Consider the following 18,557-nt stretch of genomic DNA (forward strand, 5'->3'; position numbering starts at 1 on the left):
ATAAACTGAAACTGCCGAGTGACCGGCAGTTTTTTCCGCTTTATAAATATTTCCGGTGAATACCTTTTCCATCATAAGAAAACAGGACTTCTTTTCCTTCCATGACTGACTCCATATGCACGGAGCGTCCCCAGAGCTGATGGATATATGGCATGACTTTCTCGAGGTATTTTAGATCTAGTTCAATATCTTCATACCAATGTTTTAGATAAAGTTCCCCATTACGCATGTAGTCTCCATCATTTACTGTGATATAGGGGAATCCGCCGTTAACCCTCATACTGACGAGTTGATCACGAACCTGTTCCCATGCCTTATCGACGATTTTATAATCCTTGCCCTGCTTTTGGAATAAATACATATCCTCCCGCATGACCAGGTCTTTGGTCAAATAATTGCGGAGAAAGGAAATATCCGATTCGATTTCCCTGACTTCGAACATCTTTTCCCGGCCAGATCCAGGCTTAACGCCCAGCTTGATCATTTCCTCGGTTGGATTATCATAGCGTTCTTCAATATCTTCAAGCACTTTCAATCCAAGATAATAAGGATTTATACTGGTCTTTGATGGCTGAACGACACCTGCGTTCAGTTTTGCGAACTCAATGGCTTCCCCTGAGGATAAATCCAATTCACGGATTATGCGTTGATGCCAGTAGGATGCCCAGCCTTCATTCATGATTTTCGTTTCCAGCTGCGGCCAGAAATAAAGCATCTCTTCCCTGATCATCGTCATGATATCCCGTTGCCAATCGGATAGGTCCCTGCTGTACTGTTCAATGAAAAGCATAATATCCTTTTCAGGCCTTGGCGGGAATTTTTTTCTTTTTTTAATGTTGGATTTCTTCGGTTTATCCTTATTATCAAGATTCCATAAATCATCGTATTGTGTGGCTGCCGGTTTCGTTTCCTCTTCTTCTTCCTCATCTTCCATCGTCCAGGCAAGCTTCGGTCTCATCAGCGACGGATCGATATGTTCTTCAATGGCTAAAAGTGCATCGAGGAAGGTTTCCACTTCCTTTTTGCCATGCAGGATTTCATAGTCACGGATTCTTTCTGCCGTGGCCGACATACTTTCCACCATATCTCTATTGGTATTATTGAAACGTACATTATTCTTAAAGAAATCACAATGGGCCAAAACGTGAGCAACAATCAATTTATTTTGTACTAGTGAATTGGAGTCCAGCAGAAAAGCGTAACAAGGATTAGAGTTAATGACCAGTTCGTAGATCTTACTTAATCCAAAGTCATACTGCAGTTTCATTTTATGAAACTGCTTCCCAAAGCTCCAATGAGAAAAACGGGTCGGCATCCCATAGGCACCAAATGTATAAATGATTTCTGAAGGGCAAATTTCATAACGCATCGGGTAAAAATCCAACCCGAATCCAGTTGCTATTTCTGTAATTTCACTAATGGCATATTCCAGAGCCTTTTGCTCCGCTCCATTCATCCGATATCCCCCTTGTCTTCCGCCTTTAAACTAATGTATGAAAAAAAGGAGGAAAAATGCCGTGATCATGAGTAAAGATCCTCGATAATAAAAAAACACCTTCATAAAGAAGATGTCTGTTCAAATGATTCAAGCCGTTCTGTACTCTATCTTAATTTCCCTTCTCTATTATAATTTTGCGCATTCCGTATTTACTGCCCCCTTTTTCGCTTTAGACCGAATCCAGGAAATGAAAAGCGCTGCAATGATTACAAAGCCTAAATATCCTGTGACGGGGTATACCGTTCCAACCAATTTTATGAAGCCAACGAAACTTGCAAGGAAGGCGAGAATCCCTACCATAATCACGGATATCTTGAAGCGTTTCGTGTCGGCAGGCACCAATCTGGCTGTAAATGCATACAGCATTCCGACCGAGGTATTATAAATCATTCCTAAAAGGACGATTGATAGGATATAACCCAACCATGGAGAAATCTGATTAGCTAATTGCAGGGTAGGCATTCCTGAGCCTTCTATGCCCCTCAAGTCGGACAACATCCCCATATTGATCAAGAATAGCAAGATCCCCAATCCGATACCTCCCATAATGCCTCCCATACCTGCTTCTTTCTTATTCTTAAAGGTCCCTCCCATTACGGCTAGCATGGCAATTCCGGCAGTCATATTATATGAAACATAAAGTAATGAACCCATCATCCAATTTCCAGTTGCAGCATTTCCTTTACTTGAAGATGAAATGATTTCATTGAAACTTAGATCGGATGTGAAAAATGAATAACCTGAAATAATAATCATGATAACGAATAAGAACGGTGTGACAGCACTAATGATGGACATTATTTTATTAACATTAAGTAAGAGCGTGCCAATCGTCAGCACTGTCATGACAATTGCACCAACTATACTGGGAATCCCGAATTGTTCTTCAAAAATCGTTCCGGAACCAGCAATCATAATGACTGTAACGCCAAACAAGAAAAATGTGATAATAACATCGACCACCCTGCCTAAATAGCGGCCACAAATATGTTCGATGATGCTTTTATGGGAGCGCGTTTGCAGAGTGCTCCCCAATTGTGTAACCTGCATGCCTAAGAATGCGAATAAGGCTGTCGCCACCACAATTCCAAATACACTGTAGATTCCAAAGCTAGTGAAGAATTGTAATACTTCTTGTCCTGAAGCAAAGCCTGCCCCAATGATGATTCCAATGTATGCCCCTGCAAGATTTACACTGTTTTTCATATCCGACCCCACCTCAATTAAATGATTATTCTGACAATTTAAGTTAAATGAAATATCCTCCCGTTCATCATTATCCTGTTGTCTAATATCCTCCCAGCTTCAAGTTAACAGGCCGATGTCCATGAAGCTGGGAGGTCCTTTTATTCCAACTCTTATTTACATATCATTTGGTATATCTTTTACTTTGGGAAGTGAATTCATCGACCGCAGCGTAATTGACTTCATAGCCAATGCCTGCCGCCTTTGGCACAGCTATGACTCCATCTTCCACTGTAACCTCTGGTTGAATGATGTCCTTATGCCAATAATTCGCAGATGCCGCCGTATCACCAGGCATCGTGAAGTTATCAAGTGTTGTCAATGCGATATTATGGGCACGTCCCACACCGGATTCCAACATGCCTCCGCACCAAACCGGAACATTTCTTTCTTTACATAAATCATGTATTTTCTTCGCTTCCGTTAAACCGCCTACTCTGCCAATCTTAATATTAATGATTTTACAGCTTCCCAATTCAAGGGCTTTTCTAGCATCTTCCACGGAATGTATACTTTCATCCAAACAAATCGGTGTTTTGATTTCTGCTTGTAATGTGGCATGATCGACAATATCATCTGATGACAAAGGCTGCTCGATCATCATTAAATCAAATTGATCAAGTTGTTTCAGTAATTCGATGTCTTTCATCCGATAAGCGGAGTTTGCATCCGCCATGATCGGTACATTAGGATATCGATTGCGTACTTCCTTTATTACATCTACATCCCAACCTGGTTGAATTTTTATTTTGATTCTTTTATACCCATCCTTCAGTCCATCTTCTATCTTCTTCAGTAATTCAGGTACCGTTTTTTGGATGCCGATACTGATTCCAACATCGATTTTTTTTAGTTCCCCGCCTAAAGCCGTACTTAATGGGACATTCTTTTCTTTTGCATATAAATCCCAGATAGCTCCCTCAATTGCCGATTTTGCCATATTATTTTTCCGAATGTGTGAGAACATATCCGATACGTCACAAGGATGTTCTATTTCTTTATCCAATACAAGCGGAATCAAGAAATCTTCCAGCATCGTCCAATTGGTTTTTATGGTTTCTTCGTTATACCAAGGTGCAGAAAACGCAACTGATTCAGCCCAACCTGAAAGCCCCTCTCCATTTTTCACTTCCACAAGTATGAATTCCTTATCTACAAATGTTCCAAAGCTTGTTGTAAATGGAGCTATCAAATCCATATTTAAATGACGTAAACGCACTTCTTTTATTTTCATCTGGATTCCCCTCTTATTCTTGTTTTTTTAATAAGTAGTTTTGAATGGTTTCACCTTGTTCCCGTGCTATTCCGACTGCAACATATCCTTTGGCAAAAAGTGTTTTGAATAATTCGCCCGTTTTCGACCGCCAATCAATCGCAAGGCGGAGATCATCTTTTTTGATTTTTTGAATATCTGTCGGAATGGGTATAGCGACCACGTCGGCATTGGTTTCCAAATGATAATCCTTGATGTAAGGAAAGCCTTGGTCATTCATTTCTGTGGTTACGATGTGTATGGCTTTATCAGGAAGTGGTGTCTCTTCCTTTGCTTCCTGCCCTATATTCCATTCCACCATGAACCGATCAGTGGACAATCCTTCATTGAGGGTATCCTTCATATTTCCATAACAATCTTCCATATATGTTGAACAAACCGCTTTTAGTTTACCGATATTCAAGTTTGCGTTCACACTTTCCAATGGATCATATGTCCATGTAATTAGATCGTAGCCTTTTTTGAGTGCTTCTTCTTTTTGTGCCAGTTTAAGTAATCTGCCGTAGCCCTTCTTTTGATGAGCCGGATGGATGGCTAACATATGTGAACAAAGAAACACCCTTCCATCCTTAAATCCCGGGAAACTGTATTGAAATCCAACTAACTGGTCATTGAGGTAACCGCCTAAAACAAGTCCTCCGTTTTTGACTGCGGTAATCGTCTGATGGGTAGGAACGCAATCCATGCCCCATACAAGGGTTTCAAGTCGCTGCACTTCTTGTAAATCCTCTAGTGTTGTTAGGGATTTAATGATTAATTCATCAGTCATGTAGGTGTCCCCCCTCTCCATATTTCTCGAAAGTAAGTATGATGGCCTTAGTCAGGATTTCAATTCCCGATAACAAAGCATCTTTGTTGAAGGTCATGTTCGGATGATGGAGCCCTGGTGTCAAATCACAGCCCAATCCAAGCATCGTCGCCTTGAGCTCGGGTCTTTTCAGCGTATAAAAATGAAAATCTTCTCCTCCAGTTGTAATGACAGGCGCTACCAGATTTTCTTCCCCGAGTGTATCGGCTATCGATTCAGCCATTATTTCCTGGGCTTGTTCGTTCACAATTGCTGCAGCAACGTTGGTGCCCGGTTCGAGTTTCATTTCAACTCCATGGACAATGGCCAAAGATTTGGCAACCTTTTCCACCTTTTTAGTGAGTTCTTCCATAACAGCATTATCCTGAGCCCTTAAATCCAATGAGAAAGTGGCTCTCCCTGGGATGATATTGGAACTTTCGCCCCCAGCAAAAAACTGCGTCATTTTTACTGAATAAGGGATGGACGGATTGAGATGGATACCATTTAACAAAGTGACGAATGCTGCTCCTATCTCGATGGCATTTTGCCCTTGATGCGGTCTGGCTCCATGTGCATCCGTCCCCGCTATTTCTCCTTTAATGAACTGGGCAGCCCCATGGACAATGGCTGGAGCCGCCTGCCCATCCTTCACTTCCTCAACTGGCCTTAAGTGCACTCCATAAAGGAAATCGACATCATCCAAAACTTTCTCTTCAATCATCTTCAAGGCGCCCGTACCTTTTTCTTCAGCAGGCTGAAAAATGAATTTCAGCTTACCTCTTGGTCGAAAGTCCATTTCCTTCAATACCAGGAAAACTCCAAGCGCCAAGGTCATATGCCCATCGTGTCCACATGAATGATTGGCCTGAAACGTCCCATGTACCTCCTGCCAAAGTGCATCGATATCCGATCGTAACCCGACTGTGAAATTCCCATCCCCGATTTCCCCAATCACCCCTGTACAGTCTTCGAATGATTTTACCTTACAATGATTTTCCATTAAAATATTGGAAATGAACGCTGTCGTACTCACTTCATTCCAACTCGTTTCAGGATGTGCGTGTAACTGGTCGAAGATATCGATAATACGCGGCCTTAATTTTTCGATTGATAGTTTGATATCCATTACTGTCTCCCCCTTAACTCCTAGCTTAATTGGCATGATTATACGAACTTTATTTCAAAAGAAATATTCGTCTTGATTGAACGCATCATATATAGCCTTTCTTTTTTTAAAACCCTGTTCATCTTTAATCGATACACCAGCTACTAAACTATTCAATAATGAGAATAAAACCGGTGCCGTATCGATAGTGGAGGTCCTTGGTGTTGAAATAGGCAATAAAATGTCAGTGAAGTCAGCAATCGGAGCCAGTTCAGAATCCGTTACGCCAATTACAAATGCACCCGCTTGTTTGGCCATTTCCGTGATTTTCACAGTTTCTTTCACATAACGGTGAAATGAAACTGCTACAAAAACGGAATTTTCAGTCAATTTATTCATCAGTAAAAAAATATCATCAGTATCCGGCCTATATAAATGGACCTCTTCCCTTACAAGCCTTAGTGTAAAGGTTAACCAATGTGCCGCTGAAAACGATAACCGATGTCCCGATATCAAAACATTGTCAGCTGCCGCCAATTTATCAACCGCTTTAGAAAAATCTTCATTTGATAAATTTTTGATTGTCTTTTCGATACTGACGATATCCTGCCCCATCACTTGAGCCATGAAGTTTGGCTGATTCGCAGCTTCAAGTTTTGAAGAATGATATTCATTCAAACTGCTGCTCTCGAATATCAACTGATTGCGAATAAGTTTTTGAAGTTCCGCAAATCCACTTAACCCCAATGAATAACAAAAGCGGATGATGGTCGTTTCACTCACGCCTATATCTTTCCCGAGCTTTTGAGCTGAAGTGACTGCAAATGTATGTGAATGTACTAACAAATATTTTGCTACCTTTTTTTGGCCAGTTGATAAACCAGGGAATACCTCTTTAACTTTTTGCTGTAATTCCATAAAACATCCCCTCTGAAGCAAGATATGAATCCAAAACTTTTAATATGACAATATGAAGTTTTGACTTCACCAATAATAATGAGTATTTTATCATGGGAGTTTTAATAAAACAATAATATTCAGAATTTTTAATAAAAGAAATCTCAATATACTTCAATCACAAAAAAACCACGAAGATGAACTCCATGGTTTCCTTAAATATTTATTTTTTATGACGCTTTGCATAGCCACATCGTTTACATAATTCTTCAACTGCACATCTTCTTGAAAAACCATCATACATATTTTTAGCCCGTTCACCATTTAAAATGTCTTCAAGTGACGTTTCAAATATATTCCCCAGTGGAATTTTCCCTTCACTATCCAAACAACAAGGTACGACTGTACCATCCACCAAGATGCCTAACTGATCTCTAAGAGCATAGCAGAAAATATTCTCATCGATAATGTCACGGTCCAATTCTGGCCACTCGAATTTTTCAGCCATGTTTATATAAACCCGGTCCTTCAATTTAATATTATTCTTCTGCTGAAGAGCTTCACTTAAACGAATGTCCAAGGAAAGCTTCTCCTCCAACATGCTGAGAATATCGTCGTTCAGGCCATTACTTGCTTTTAGTTCATCCGTATCCATATTCCATAAACGAATGGCACAAATCATTTCACTTTTTTCATTTGCCTCATTTATGAAATCGACAATATTACTGACATATGAGTCGAGACTATTGCTCGTATCGTTTGCCTCGAAGCTATGAAGTGAAATATTCACCTGACGAAGGGCTTTTTTGGAAAGCAGCTTTTCTTTGACCTTTTGAATCAAAGTACCGTTCGTTGTTATATTCACCTTCAGGTCATTTTCTGCACTGATATCCAGGAATGTACCCAAATTTTTATTTAAAAAGGGTTCACCCATCAGATGAAAATAAATGTGATCGGTGTGCGGTTTGATTTTCTCGATTACATGTGTAAACCCTTCAGGATCCATGAATTTCAGAGTCCTTTGCAAGCTGGAGCTAGGACAAAAATTACACTTCAAGTTACATATATTTGTAATTTCTACATAAACTTTCTTAAACTTTCTCATTTTCTAATACCCCTACAATCAAGCTTATTGTTTCAATCTGATACTAACTATACTGGTTAGCTGCTCATAAATGCAATGAAAACTTCATGGCAGCGGATATTAAGGAATATATCGATGAAAACAGGAATATATCGGCGAAAACAGGAATATATCGATGAAAACAGGAATATATCGATGAAAACAGGAATATATCGGCGAAAATCGGAATATATCGACGAATACAGGAATATATCGACGAAAATCGAATTATATCGACGAAAATCGAAATATATCGGCGAAAACAGGAATATATCGACGAAAACAGGAATCCGATATCCACTATTTTCGGTCGATCCTTTAAAGAAATCAGAAAAAAACATCTTCTCGAGATGAAGATGTTGGCTAAAATTCAAACTTTTTATTTTTGTTCTGAACTTACTTTCCTTTTTTGCTCAGTGACCTTTAAACTAAGTAATTTTTCATTTTTCAAATCATGCTGTACGGTCACGATGACATTGAACTCATTTCCCTTATCCTCGACTAAAAATCTGAAATCGTCTTCGACAAGATTTTCCGCTACAGTTTTTCTACCCTTATATTCGTAATCGGTAACGTCAACTTCTGGATAATCTGCCTGCACTACGGCAATCGCAATCTTTCCGTATTTTTCGTAATCGGGTTTTTGGGCCTGTGCTGAAATGGACCCTGCTTGGATAATCAAAAAAATCCCCATTAACATCACGATGACTTTTTTCAAAATTCTTTCCTCCTCATATTTTCCTCTTAATATTATTATGCAAGATTGTTCATTTGTTATGCAGCTGCATCGCTTCTTTTACAAGCATGATTCCAACTGATCGATTCCTTTTCCATTCCTCAGGAAATACACTCGATGGAGGATTGGTTTCATCCACTAAATAACTAAGTTCGATTGTCATTCCCGGGCGGTGGAATTCAGTTATGAACCAATCTGTAAATCCGCTTCCTACCGCTTCTTTCTCCGGAAAGGTCAGTTCATACCCAGTCAATTCCGATGTTTTTTTGGCAATTCCATAATCCCTCACCATATTTTCCCGTTTATTTTTGTAATGCCAAAAGATTTCCCTTCCTGAGGTATGATAGGAAACGGCAAGAAGGGGATCGATTTCCCTTGTAAAATGCGCAAGCGCTTTAACTTCAGCTGCTTCAAGTGGTTTTTCCCCTTTATAAAATTGATAAGATGGTTTTTTTTCATGACTCATGACTTCTTTCCATCCAGACGGATACTGCCTATTTAAATCAATGCCCTTGGCGTTGGCTTTCCATCGCGACCAATTCTTGCTATATCGGTTCATTTTCCATACTGCTGCCTTTTCAAGTATATTTAAATTTGATAAATCTCCTTGCTGGATGCTGACTCCATCCGGATTAAGCATCGGAATGAACCAGATGCTAACTCCATCCAATGATCCCGACGGATATCCTCCAACAGGCTTGCCCGCTCGATAGGCGGCTGCATAGTCTTCAAGCATGCTCATTAAAAGTTTGGAGCTGAGCCATTCTCGACCATGATGTGATCCCACAAGCAAAATCGATTTTTTCCCTTTTCCTAACTTGACTGCTTTTATATCTTTTCCCTTTTCAGTTTGCCCGATTATTTGAACGTCCAATTCATACTGGTTTTGGATTCTTTGCAGATCCATTTCCATCCACTCAGGGGAATACACTTTTTCTGCGAGTGTGGTTTCAGGAAAAAAAAGCAGGACAAATACTCCAATTACCATTATTTCTCTCATGTACTCACCTTTTATTTTTATTCAGGTAAAAAGCAACAACCGCGGTCCAAATACATCGCCACTTATTGTAAGGAAATGTTCAGTCAGATCTGAACAAAATACAAATAGCTCCTTATTAAGGGGGAGAACTATATGAGGAATGCGGATTATGATCAGGCATTGTTTCACACACACCGTTCTGATTGGGACAGTTTGCTGGTATTGATGGTTCGGACGAAAGATCATTTTCTTTCGAAAAAAATAGAACATTTTTTGCACGCATACCGGTTTGAGCATGATTACCAAATTGTTCAATCCCAGCTTTATGCACTGCTTCGTTATCTAGATCATGCGGCAGAAAAAACAAGTGATTATTTAAGTGAACTTCCAAGCTTAAATCAACTATAGTTTTTGCAAAACGGGAAAATTTATACAAGAAGATTGATTTTCGGGGATTTGACTTTGGCTGGTGGAACCCTTTAAAAACAAGGAAGGGTCAGGTATGTAAAAATACCTGACCCTCATTTCATTATTTTTTCATTGTTGCAAACGCAGCTGCATACATTTTAAGATCTTCAATTAGACCTTCCACAAGTACGGCAGACTCTTCAAATAAACCATCATTTTCATAATCGAAGCAATGTGGATCCAGAACCAATTGTTTGGCGATCACATTTGCATAAAGACTGCGGCCCACTGTTCTCATTGAATTCAAAGCGTTGATCCCGCCTTTTCCTCCGCCGGAGACAGCCAATAAAGCTACTGGTTTATGCGTGAATTGTTCACTGCTTAGAAAATCTAAGGCATTTTTCAAAGCTCCACTCATGGAACCATGATATTCCGGGGTGGTCAGGATCACGCCATCCGCTTCCTCAATGCTTTTCCGAAGGCCTTGAATCACTTCCAATTGATATTGCTCACCTTCACCTGAATATAGAGGGATCTCACTATTGCTTAAATCAATAAGTTCCGCTCCGTATTTCTTGGAAATGTAGCGTGAGGCTATCCCTGTACGCCCTTGTTTACGTGGTGAACCATTAATGATTACTAATTTCATGAATATTCCTCCATTATCCCTTATTGCTGCTCACTCTAAATTCAATAATCTACCGATGTTTTCCGAGGTCACTTGCCAATACAGTATACCAAAACCGAAACCGAAATCCCTTGAATTTTGCTCATTTACGCTACAAAAATCCCCAGAGGCCACTTTTAGATATTTTTACACAAAAAAACGAAAGACCGGAAATCTTTCGTTTTGCTTTTCATACCTTTAAACTAACGCTTCAATCTTGCCCATGAAATCTGCCATGACTCCCGATAACTTGGACTCAGCTTCTGGCATTGATTTACCTTGGACACCGAAATAGAATTTAATTTTCGGTTCAGTACCAGAAGGACGGAGGCACACCCATGTACCATCCTCAAGGAAATACTTCAATACGTTTGATTTCGGAAGCTCAATCAGTTCTTCACCATTGGAAAGTAACGTACGCTTTTTGCTGCTTTGATAATCTTCTTCAACGACTACTGCGATTCCAGCTATGCGAGCAGGCGGATTTTGACGGAATTGATTTAAGATTCCTTGAATCTGTTTCGCTCCCTCAATGCCCTTTAAAGTTAATGAACGCAACCCTTCTAGGTAGAAGCCATATTTTTCAAACACATTCAGTAACCCTTCATAGAGCGTCAATCCCTGCTTTTTATAATAAGCACAGACCTCAACAGCCAGCACTGCCGCTTGAATGGCATCTTTATCACGTGCAAAGTCTTTAATTAGATAACCATAGCTTTCTTCATATCCAAACAGAAAGCTATGTTCCCCGCTTTCGTTATACTGATTTATTTTCTCGGCGATGAACTTAAACCCGGTAAGTACATCAATCGTCTGTAAGCCATAGGACTCCGCAATCGTCCTCCCAATTTCCGAGGTGACGATTGTTTTTAAGACGACTCCATTTTGGGGAATATCCCCTTTTTCTCTTTTCTGGGACAGTAAATAATCAAGGAAAAGGGCGCCTGTTTGATTTCCAGTCAGGACAACATATTGACCCATCTCGTTTTTCACAGCAATTCCAAGCCGATCGGCATCTGGGTCCGTTGCTATCAATAAGTCCGCTTCCACTTTGTTTCCAAGCTCGATTGCCATTTCAAATGCAGCTGGTTCCTCTGGATTTGGAGATTTGACTGTCGAAAAATCAGGATCTGGCAGTTCCTGGTCCTTAACGATATGCAAATTTTGATACCCTAAGCTTTGCAAAGCCCGTCTGACGGATTTATTTGCCGTTCCATGAAGCGGCGTAAAGACGATTGACACATCTATTTCCTCGGCAAGCTTTGGATTCTCAGGAACAGTGAGCAACTCCCGATTATATGCTGCATCCAATTCCTCCCCAATCATTTTGATGAGGCCCTTCCCTTTAAGAACTTCCGCTGCTTCAATCTGAATTTCAAGCTCATTTTCAATGGCATCCACGTAGCTGATCACTTGATCCGCTGCTTCCGGTGGCAATTGTGCCCCATCTGGTCCATAAACCTTGTAACCATTATATTCAGGCGGATTGTGGCTTGCCGTAATGACAATACCAGCAAAAGCATTCAGCTCGCGAACGGCAAATGATAATTCTGGTGTTGGACGCAATTCATCGAATAAATATGCCTTCACCCCAAATGTTGCCAAGGTTTTAGCTGCTTCGAGTGCAAATTCCGGAGACTTATGTCTCGAATCATATGCAATCACAGTCCCTCTTTCTTTCGCCTCTTCCCCGAACGAAGAGATATATTGGGCCAATCCAACCGTTGCCTTCCTTACAGTATAAAGATTCATCCGGTTTGTTCCAGCTCCGATTTCCCCACGCATTCCGCCTGTTCCAAATTCTAAATTCTTATAAAAGGCATCTTCGAGTTTTGCTTCATCCCGCTGCATTTCCTCAAGGAGGACACGTAATTCCCCATTTAAATTCTGGTACTCTGCCCAAGTGGTGTATAAAGATTTCCAATCCATCTCCAACATCTCCTCCCAAACACCTTATTTGTTATTATTATGTAACTGGCTTACATATACAAAATTATCATATATTTTCCAATAAATGAAGTAAAGGCTCGTAATGAATAGAACCGCTTCAAGCGTTCTTCACATCACGAGCCTGTATACCTCTTTATTTTCCGCCTTTTTGATAATGCAGTTTATAAATATCATGGCGGCGGTCTTTCAATTGCCTTACAGTACCTGACTGCCGTTCTCGCCGTAAGATCTCCAAATCAACATCGCCAATCAGGACCATCTCAAGGTTCGGGCTGGTTTCTCCGACTATGCCGTCACGCGCAAATTCGAAATCCGATGGAGCGAATATTCCCGATTGAGCATATTGGATATCCATATTTTCCGTTTGCGGCAGATTCCCCACCGTTCCGGAGATGACGGTATAAATTTGATTTTCCACAGCACGGGCCTGGGCACAATAACGAACGCGCAGATAGCCTTGCCTGTCTTCTGTACAAAATGGAGTGAATATGATCTTGGCTCCCATATCGGTAGCAATCCGGGCAAGTTCCGGAAACTCAATATCATAACAAATTTGTATGGCGATCTTCCCGCAGTCCGTATCAAAGACACGAACGCGGTCACCTGCGTTGATGCCCCACCATTTTCTTTCATTCGGTGTGATGTGAATTTTATATTGCTTTTCAATCGTCCCGTCACGACGGAATAAATAAGCGATATTATAGATGTTGTCATCATCTTCTTTTACGAAATGGGAACCGCCGATGATATTGACGTTATACCTTACAGCTAAAGTGGTGAACAATTCAATGTACTGCTCCGTGAAATCGGACAGTTTCCGTACAGCCAAGCTTGGTGATCTTTCATTTAAGAAAGACATCAACTGGGTAGTGAACAATTCTGGGAATACGGCAAAATCCGCATTAGCATCCGAAGCCACGTCAGTGAAATACTCAACTTGGTTCGCGAAGTCCTCGAATGAATCGATTTTACGCAGCATATATTGCACGACGCAAATCCGTACCGGTTCGGATGTTTTATAATAACGTTTTGTTTTCGGCTGATAATCGACGTTATTCCACTCCATGAGAGTAGCATACTTATTGGATTGCAGATCATCCGGCAAGTAATTTGGATTGATCCTCATTAGCGTGAACCCATTTAAAAGCTGAAACGAAAGGACTGGGTCATATATTTTATGCAATTGCACCTCTTTCACATATTCCCTTGGTAGCAATTCCTCCGCATGTTTATGGTAATTGGGGATCCTGCCGCCAATAATGATGCTTTTTAAATTCAAATGGGCAACAAGTTCTTTCCTTGAATCATATAGTCTTTGACCAATTTTCATCCTGCGGAATTTAGGATGGACCATGACCTCGATTCCATATAAATTATAACCGTCCGGATTATGATTCGTGATGTATCCATTATCAGTTACATCATCCCATGTATGGCGATCATCATATTCGTCAAAATTAATGATGAGGCTGGAACATGAGCCAATCACTTTTCCATCATATTCAGCCACAAACTGTCCTTCTGGAAAAATCGCCAGATGGCTCTCAAGCTGTTCTCGCTTCCAGGGAACCATTCCAGGAAAGCAACTCGACTGTAGAGCAATTATTTCATCTATGTCTCCTAGCTTCATATTACGTATTTCCATTATTTTTTCATATTTATGCAGGTCCAAATTTGGCATTTTCCTCAGACTCCTTTAATCTCTTCCGTAAGAATTATACCCCTTATTCAAAAATTAAAACAACTGAACCTACCCAAGGTTTTCATAATTCCATTGATAAACTCCATTCTTAATGTCCCTTAAAAAGAATATATATTTTACAGACGCCGTCCATACATACTATACTTTTCATGAGAGCAATAAGAGATGGGAAAGAGGAACCATGAACAATACAAAACGCATTGTGGAAAACTTATTGTTTTGTAGCCTGGTCTGCTTCCATCATTGCTTTTTCAGGAAGCTTATATCATTACTGAAATCAAGCAATATGAACCATGTTCGCTCTGTTGGTATCAGCGGATCATCATGTATCCTTTTACAATCATTTTAGGAATTGCAATCATTCGAAAAGATTATTGGATCAGCTTTTATACCATGATACTATCCGCTATCGATGCATTCATTTCCACTTACCATTATTTGATACAAAAGGTCTCATTCCTTTCTGACAACACCCTTCCATGCGGAAGGGTTTCATGTACAGGACAATATATTAAAATATTGGGTTTTATCATCACCCCATTCTAGCCTTGACTGCATTCGTCATTATTTTTAGATGCAGTTACATCGTATGGACAAGATCCAAGGAGGTTGCAGCTTAATGAAGAAAATGGCTATAATTTTAGTAATAATCGCCGCGCTATTTGTCCTGTTCGGCGTTTTTACAAACATGAAAAAAGAAGAAAAATCAAAAGGAAATCCATACGGCAAAGATAAGCTCGAACCAGCTACTGTCGATCAGCTGGATGATCCCAATTATCAAAACTTGATCCTGCCTGAAGAATTAGAGCAGGACCTTCAGCAAAATAAAGATATGACCGTTTATTTCTATAGTCCTGATTGCTCAGTTTGTCAAAAGACTACACCAATCGTAGCACCTTTGGCAGAAAAATTGGGAATCGACCTCGTTCAATACAATCTTTTGGAGTTTGAAAAAGGATGGAGCGATTATGGCATCAAAAAGCAGCCGACTATCGTTCACTATAAAAATGGACAGGAACAAGAACGGATCGTTGGCTTTAATGAAGAGGAAACCTTCAAGAAATGGTTCGAGGACCACGATATTAATTAAGGATGGAAAAAATGAGCCGGCCCTAACGGAAATGCTTCACCCGTTATAGCCGGCTCATTTTTTTTGACTTATACTAAATATTGATTCGCCACCTGGATATCCACCATCTGCATATCATTACCCGCTTCATGGTGTATATGTGAAAAATGGTCATAATAAAAAGGGAAGAATATTCCGCATTCATTCAATAGAGTGATGTTATGTTGGAACAATTCTTCAGACTTAGATTCCATCACTATAGAATCTTCTCTCTTCTGTTTGTTCAATATCGACATGAGGACTTGAAGACATGTCATAACTTGAAATGCATCTCTTAATGTTGCTAAGTAAGTAAAAGAACTTTGATTCGGCTTCAAAACGCCAATCTCACGAAAATGAAGGATTTCATTTTCCGTAAAATATTTCGGAAATACAGATTCGTAGAAACGAGAAACGAGACTCGCTATTTCTTGCTCTTGTTCTTCAGTTGAAGAAAAGACCGTCTTCACTAAAAAAACCACCTTTTTTCAGATCCGTTAGACCTATCTAATATATGTATATTCTAGGACAAGCGATTTCTTTCTCCATAGAATAACATAAAAATTGTAAAAAATATGTGGTAATTTCCACCACGAAAATCTTAGCAATAGGTCCAAGGTTATTTTTTCATGACTTATCTTTAAATATTAAATATTTTTTCATTTAAACCACAACCAAATAAGGCGAAAGTAGGAATGGAATTGGAAGATTTCAATATAACTAACCAACATTTATTAATAGAAGTTATGGACAGCTGGAATGGATTAACATTGGAAAAGCTTTTTAGGGAGCGGTGGAAAGCCCCAAAGAAGTTGGTGCATGAGTGGAGGATGAGTAAAGAAGTGACAGTGAACGGCAATTCCGTCACATGGTCAACTGTCCTTACTGAAGGAGATACGATCAGCATCCCCTTGCTGGATCAAGCTGAAAATGAAACCGTTAAATCGGCAGACTTAGGAATAACCATCTTATATGAAGATGACGTGTTGTTGATAGCCAATAAACCGGCTGGAATGGATACTCACCCTTCCCTCCCCGGTGAAGCCCACTCTCTCATCAATGGAGTGGCGCACCACCTTCGGCAAACCGGACAGACCTGTATGATCAAGCATATTCATAGGCTTGATAAAGATACCACCGGTGCGGTCCTTTTTGCCAAAAACCGCCTCATCGGGTCCATGCTGGATAGAATGTTGGAAGCAAGGGAAATCAAAAGGACTTACCTTGCTTTAGTCGAAGGAAACATAAAAAAGGATGAAGGCGAAATCAAAGAAAAAATTGGCCGGGACCGCCACCATGCCACAAGACGAAGGGTTTCCCCTTCAGGCCAGACCGCAGTTACCCATTATCGGGTGCTCAATCGCGATCCCAAGAAAAACTTGACGCTCGTCAGCTGCACATTAGAAAGCGGCCGAACCCACCAGATTAGGGTGCATTTCAGCCATTTGAATCACCCCTTGGCCGGAGATACCCTTTATGGAGGAAGAAGGACTTTTCCACGTCAAGCCCTGCATGCACGAAAAATCGAATTCATCCACCCCATTTCCGAGGAAAAGTTGATTATTGAAGCTCCCTTCCTGGATCGACCTGAAATATTCAATGTTCACATCTAATAGAAAAACACCGTTCCATTTCGGAACGGTGTTTTGCATTTCAGTTTAATGCACTAGCGGGTCGGTTATTTGATGCTGGGACACCCTCAACTGTGGACGGATTAATCTGCATCGTAGATTAAATCCTTCAGGTTAGCTAAAAAAATAGCTGGCCACCTGGGCCAGCTTTATTTTGTATTTAAGATGCTTTTCTCATACCCTTTAAAATTAGGCTTAAGATGAAAACAAATACGATTGCACCAATCAATGCTGGAATGATAGCGAAATCTGATACTGAAGGTCCCCAGTGCCCAAGAATTAATGAACCTAACCATGCACCAACAAAACCAGCGATAATGTTGCCGATAATTCCAAATGGTACGTCACGTCCAACGATCAGACCTGCTAACCAACCAATGATACCTCCGATAATTAATGACCATAAAAATCCCATAATATATTTCCTCCTTCAAATTAGTTAATTTTTTTAATCTCTACAGCAGACTCCAAGAAATCTCATCACTTCTTTATTGTCATGCCCTTTTTTCAGTTCTGTTAACTTTTACATTCAAATGGTATAATGCCGATTACGCATAATATCTAATGAATGTGAATGTGTTAGTTATTGGGTAGAGTTAGCTAGCTATAGCCCTTGAGGAACTGATTGGACAACCCTCAATGTGTTAGTGAATTTTTTCTTTTTGTTTGCCGCTGTACTCATTATTTTCCCCGTTTAATTAATCTAAAACCTAATTTTTTTTAAAAATATTTGGCAACGAAAACAGGAGTATTAGACATGAAGAACGGGTATACAATATGTCACACAGTTAGTATTAGCAGTAACTGTCTCAAATATGTTCATTAGGAAAAAAGAAAAAGGATGCCCCTTTATTAAACTGTACCCTGTAGAGTAGACACTTTAAAAAAAGTGGCTGCCCTACGAGGCTGCTGAAAAACTCACGTTTTTCTAACTAGTACGGTAAATCAAATTAAAAAAAGACGATTCTCATTCGATACTTGAATGGAAATCGTCTTTTTTTGCTTCTGTTTGTCACTTTTTCAGGCCATTAATTTCAATATTCTTTTCAAGTTAACGGTGAAAATAGCCATTGCTCCTTGTAATTCCATGCCAAGTAGACCCGAGGATTTTGCAACATCATACCCGTGCCTGTGTTTCAATTCACTGTTTTTCGCTTCAATTTTATAACGTTCTTTTGATTTTTCTTTAAAATATTCACTCTCCTGGAATGTAGCCTGTTCTATATGTTCATTGGATTTAATACTGACAGAATAGGTCTTGCTTTTCGCTCCTTCTTTATAACAGCCTTCTTTAAAGGGACAAATCTTACACTTTTCTACGTCGAAGTAATAGGTATCTGTTTGATTCGCCCCTACATCTTTTTTGCCCTGGCGAGCTTTCCTGATAGCCAAATGCCCATCTTTACAAACGTACATTCCTGCATCCTTGTTAAATTGAAATTCCT

20 protein-coding genes are annotated in these 18,557 nt (G+C 40.0%); 5 read left to right on the forward strand and 15 right to left on the reverse strand.

The annotated features are described in order from the left end of the window. Nucleotides 1–40: 40 nt before the first annotated feature. The 7 genes from ACQKKK_RS05795 to ACQKKK_RS05825 form a co-directional block, all read right to left on the reverse strand. Nucleotides 41–1,456 (reverse strand): SpoVR family protein, encoded by a 1,416-nt coding sequence (locus ACQKKK_RS05795; protein WP_427614732.1) that lies wholly within the window; start codon nucleotides 1,454–1,456, stop codon nucleotides 41–43. Between the two features lie 168 nt (nucleotides 1,457–1,624). Beyond that, on the reverse strand, nucleotides 1,625–2,704 hold the full coding sequence (locus ACQKKK_RS05800) for a YkvI family membrane protein (RefSeq protein WP_427614734.1): 1,080 nt from the start codon (nucleotides 2,702–2,704) through the stop codon (nucleotides 1,625–1,627). 163 nt (nucleotides 2,705–2,867) lie between these two features. Further along, the gene (menC, locus tag ACQKKK_RS05805; protein WP_427614736.1) at nucleotides 2,868–3,977 is read right to left on the reverse strand and encodes an o-succinylbenzoate synthase; all 1,110 of its coding nucleotides are present in this window, start codon (nucleotides 3,975–3,977) and stop codon (nucleotides 2,868–2,870) included. 13 nt (nucleotides 3,978–3,990) lie between these two features. Then, entirely contained in the window at nucleotides 3,991–4,785 is a 795-nt protein-coding gene (locus ACQKKK_RS05810; protein WP_427614737.1) for a GNAT family N-acetyltransferase, read from the reverse strand. After that, entirely contained in the window at nucleotides 4,778–5,932 is a 1,155-nt protein-coding gene (locus ACQKKK_RS05815) for a M20 peptidase aminoacylase family protein (RefSeq protein WP_427614739.1), read from the reverse strand. The genes ACQKKK_RS05810 and ACQKKK_RS05815 overlap by 8 nt, the downstream gene beginning before the upstream one ends. 54 nt (nucleotides 5,933–5,986) lie before the next feature. Next, nucleotides 5,987–6,829, reverse strand: coding sequence for a MurR/RpiR family transcriptional regulator (locus ACQKKK_RS05820; RefSeq protein ID WP_427614741.1), 843 nt, complete (start codon nucleotides 6,827–6,829; stop codon nucleotides 5,987–5,989). A gap of 202 nt (nucleotides 6,830–7,031) precedes the next feature. Continuing rightward, nucleotides 7,032–7,913, reverse strand: coding sequence for a radical SAM/SPASM domain-containing protein (locus tag ACQKKK_RS05825; protein ID WP_289320918.1), 882 nt, complete (start codon nucleotides 7,911–7,913; stop codon nucleotides 7,032–7,034). Nucleotides 7,914–8,027: 114 nt separating this feature from the next. Here ACQKKK_RS05825 and ACQKKK_RS05830 point away from each other — a divergent pair, with 114 nt between their 5' ends. Continuing rightward, a complete protein-coding gene (locus ACQKKK_RS05830; RefSeq protein WP_427614742.1) occupies nucleotides 8,028–8,285 on the forward strand; it encodes a hypothetical protein in 258 nt (85 codons plus the stop codon). 25 nt (nucleotides 8,286–8,310) lie between these two features. On the opposite strand, the gene ACQKKK_RS05835 is transcribed toward ACQKKK_RS05830, so the two are convergent. Both ACQKKK_RS05835 and ACQKKK_RS05840 read right to left on the reverse strand, forming a co-directional pair. Then, complete coding sequence (locus tag ACQKKK_RS05835) at nucleotides 8,311–8,649, reverse strand: DUF3889 domain-containing protein (RefSeq protein ID WP_427614744.1); 339 nt, start codon at nucleotides 8,647–8,649, stop codon at nucleotides 8,311–8,313. A gap of 49 nt (nucleotides 8,650–8,698) precedes the next feature. Next, entirely contained in the window at nucleotides 8,699–9,667 is a 969-nt protein-coding gene (locus tag ACQKKK_RS05840; RefSeq protein ID WP_427614746.1) for a M14 family zinc carboxypeptidase, read from the reverse strand. A gap of 132 nt (nucleotides 9,668–9,799) precedes the next feature. On the opposite strand from ACQKKK_RS05840, the gene ACQKKK_RS05845 reads away from it, so the two are divergent. After that, nucleotides 9,800–10,054, forward strand: coding sequence for a YhdB family protein (locus ACQKKK_RS05845; RefSeq protein WP_427614748.1), 255 nt, complete (start codon nucleotides 9,800–9,802; stop codon nucleotides 10,052–10,054). A 121-nt stretch (nucleotides 10,055–10,175) separates the two neighbouring features. On the opposite strand, the gene ACQKKK_RS05850 is transcribed toward ACQKKK_RS05845, so the two are convergent. From ACQKKK_RS05850 to ACQKKK_RS05860, 3 genes are all read right to left on the reverse strand, one after another. Beyond that, a complete protein-coding gene (locus ACQKKK_RS05850; protein ID WP_427614750.1) occupies nucleotides 10,176–10,703 on the reverse strand; it encodes an NADPH-dependent FMN reductase in 528 nt (175 codons plus the stop codon). Between the two features lie 216 nt (nucleotides 10,704–10,919). Beyond that, nucleotides 10,920–12,650: a phospho-sugar mutase gene (locus ACQKKK_RS05855; RefSeq protein WP_427614752.1), complete on the reverse strand. Its 1,731-nt coding sequence runs from the start codon at nucleotides 12,648–12,650 to the stop codon at nucleotides 10,920–10,922. A gap of 154 nt (nucleotides 12,651–12,804) precedes the next feature. Then, a complete protein-coding gene (locus ACQKKK_RS05860; protein WP_427614754.1) occupies nucleotides 12,805–14,352 on the reverse strand; it encodes a GNAT family N-acetyltransferase in 1,548 nt (515 codons plus the stop codon). Nucleotides 14,353–14,616: 264 nt separating this feature from the next. On the opposite strand from ACQKKK_RS05860, the gene ACQKKK_RS05865 reads away from it, so the two are divergent. Continuing rightward, nucleotides 14,617–14,919, forward strand: a complete 303-nt coding sequence (locus ACQKKK_RS05865; protein WP_427614756.1) for a disulfide oxidoreductase — start codon at nucleotides 14,617–14,619, stop codon at nucleotides 14,917–14,919. A 73-nt stretch (nucleotides 14,920–14,992) separates the two neighbouring features. Continuing rightward, nucleotides 14,993–15,463: a thioredoxin family protein gene (locus ACQKKK_RS05870; RefSeq protein ID WP_427614757.1), complete on the forward strand. Its 471-nt coding sequence runs from the start codon at nucleotides 14,993–14,995 to the stop codon at nucleotides 15,461–15,463. Between the two features lie 68 nt (nucleotides 15,464–15,531). Here the strand turns inward: ACQKKK_RS05870 and ACQKKK_RS05875 are convergent, their stop codons facing one another. After that, nucleotides 15,532–15,951 carry a DUF5365 family protein gene (locus ACQKKK_RS05875; RefSeq protein WP_427614759.1) on the reverse strand — a complete coding sequence of 140 codons (420 nt, stop codon included), beginning with the start codon at nucleotides 15,949–15,951 and terminating at the stop codon, nucleotides 15,532–15,534. Between the two features lie 225 nt (nucleotides 15,952–16,176). Here ACQKKK_RS05875 and ACQKKK_RS05880 point away from each other — a divergent pair, with 225 nt between their 5' ends. Continuing rightward, nucleotides 16,177–17,094 (forward strand): RluA family pseudouridine synthase, encoded by a 918-nt coding sequence (locus tag ACQKKK_RS05880; protein ID WP_427614761.1) that lies wholly within the window; start codon nucleotides 16,177–16,179, stop codon nucleotides 17,092–17,094. Nucleotides 17,095–17,272: 178 nt separating this feature from the next. On the opposite strand, the gene ACQKKK_RS05885 is transcribed toward ACQKKK_RS05880, so the two are convergent. Both ACQKKK_RS05885 and ACQKKK_RS05890 read right to left on the reverse strand, forming a co-directional pair. Next, nucleotides 17,273–17,527, reverse strand: a complete 255-nt coding sequence (locus ACQKKK_RS05885; RefSeq protein ID WP_427614763.1) for a GlsB/YeaQ/YmgE family stress response membrane protein — start codon at nucleotides 17,525–17,527, stop codon at nucleotides 17,273–17,275. A 605-nt stretch (nucleotides 17,528–18,132) separates the two neighbouring features. Further along, a partial coding sequence (locus ACQKKK_RS05890) for a transposase (protein WP_427614765.1) occupies nucleotides 18,133–18,557 on the reverse strand: 425 nt, incomplete at its 5' end.

It is taken from the genome of Peribacillus sp. NPDC006672 (genome assembly GCF_050274955.1).
Lineage (GTDB): Bacteria > Bacillota > Bacilli > Bacillales > DSM-1321 > Peribacillus.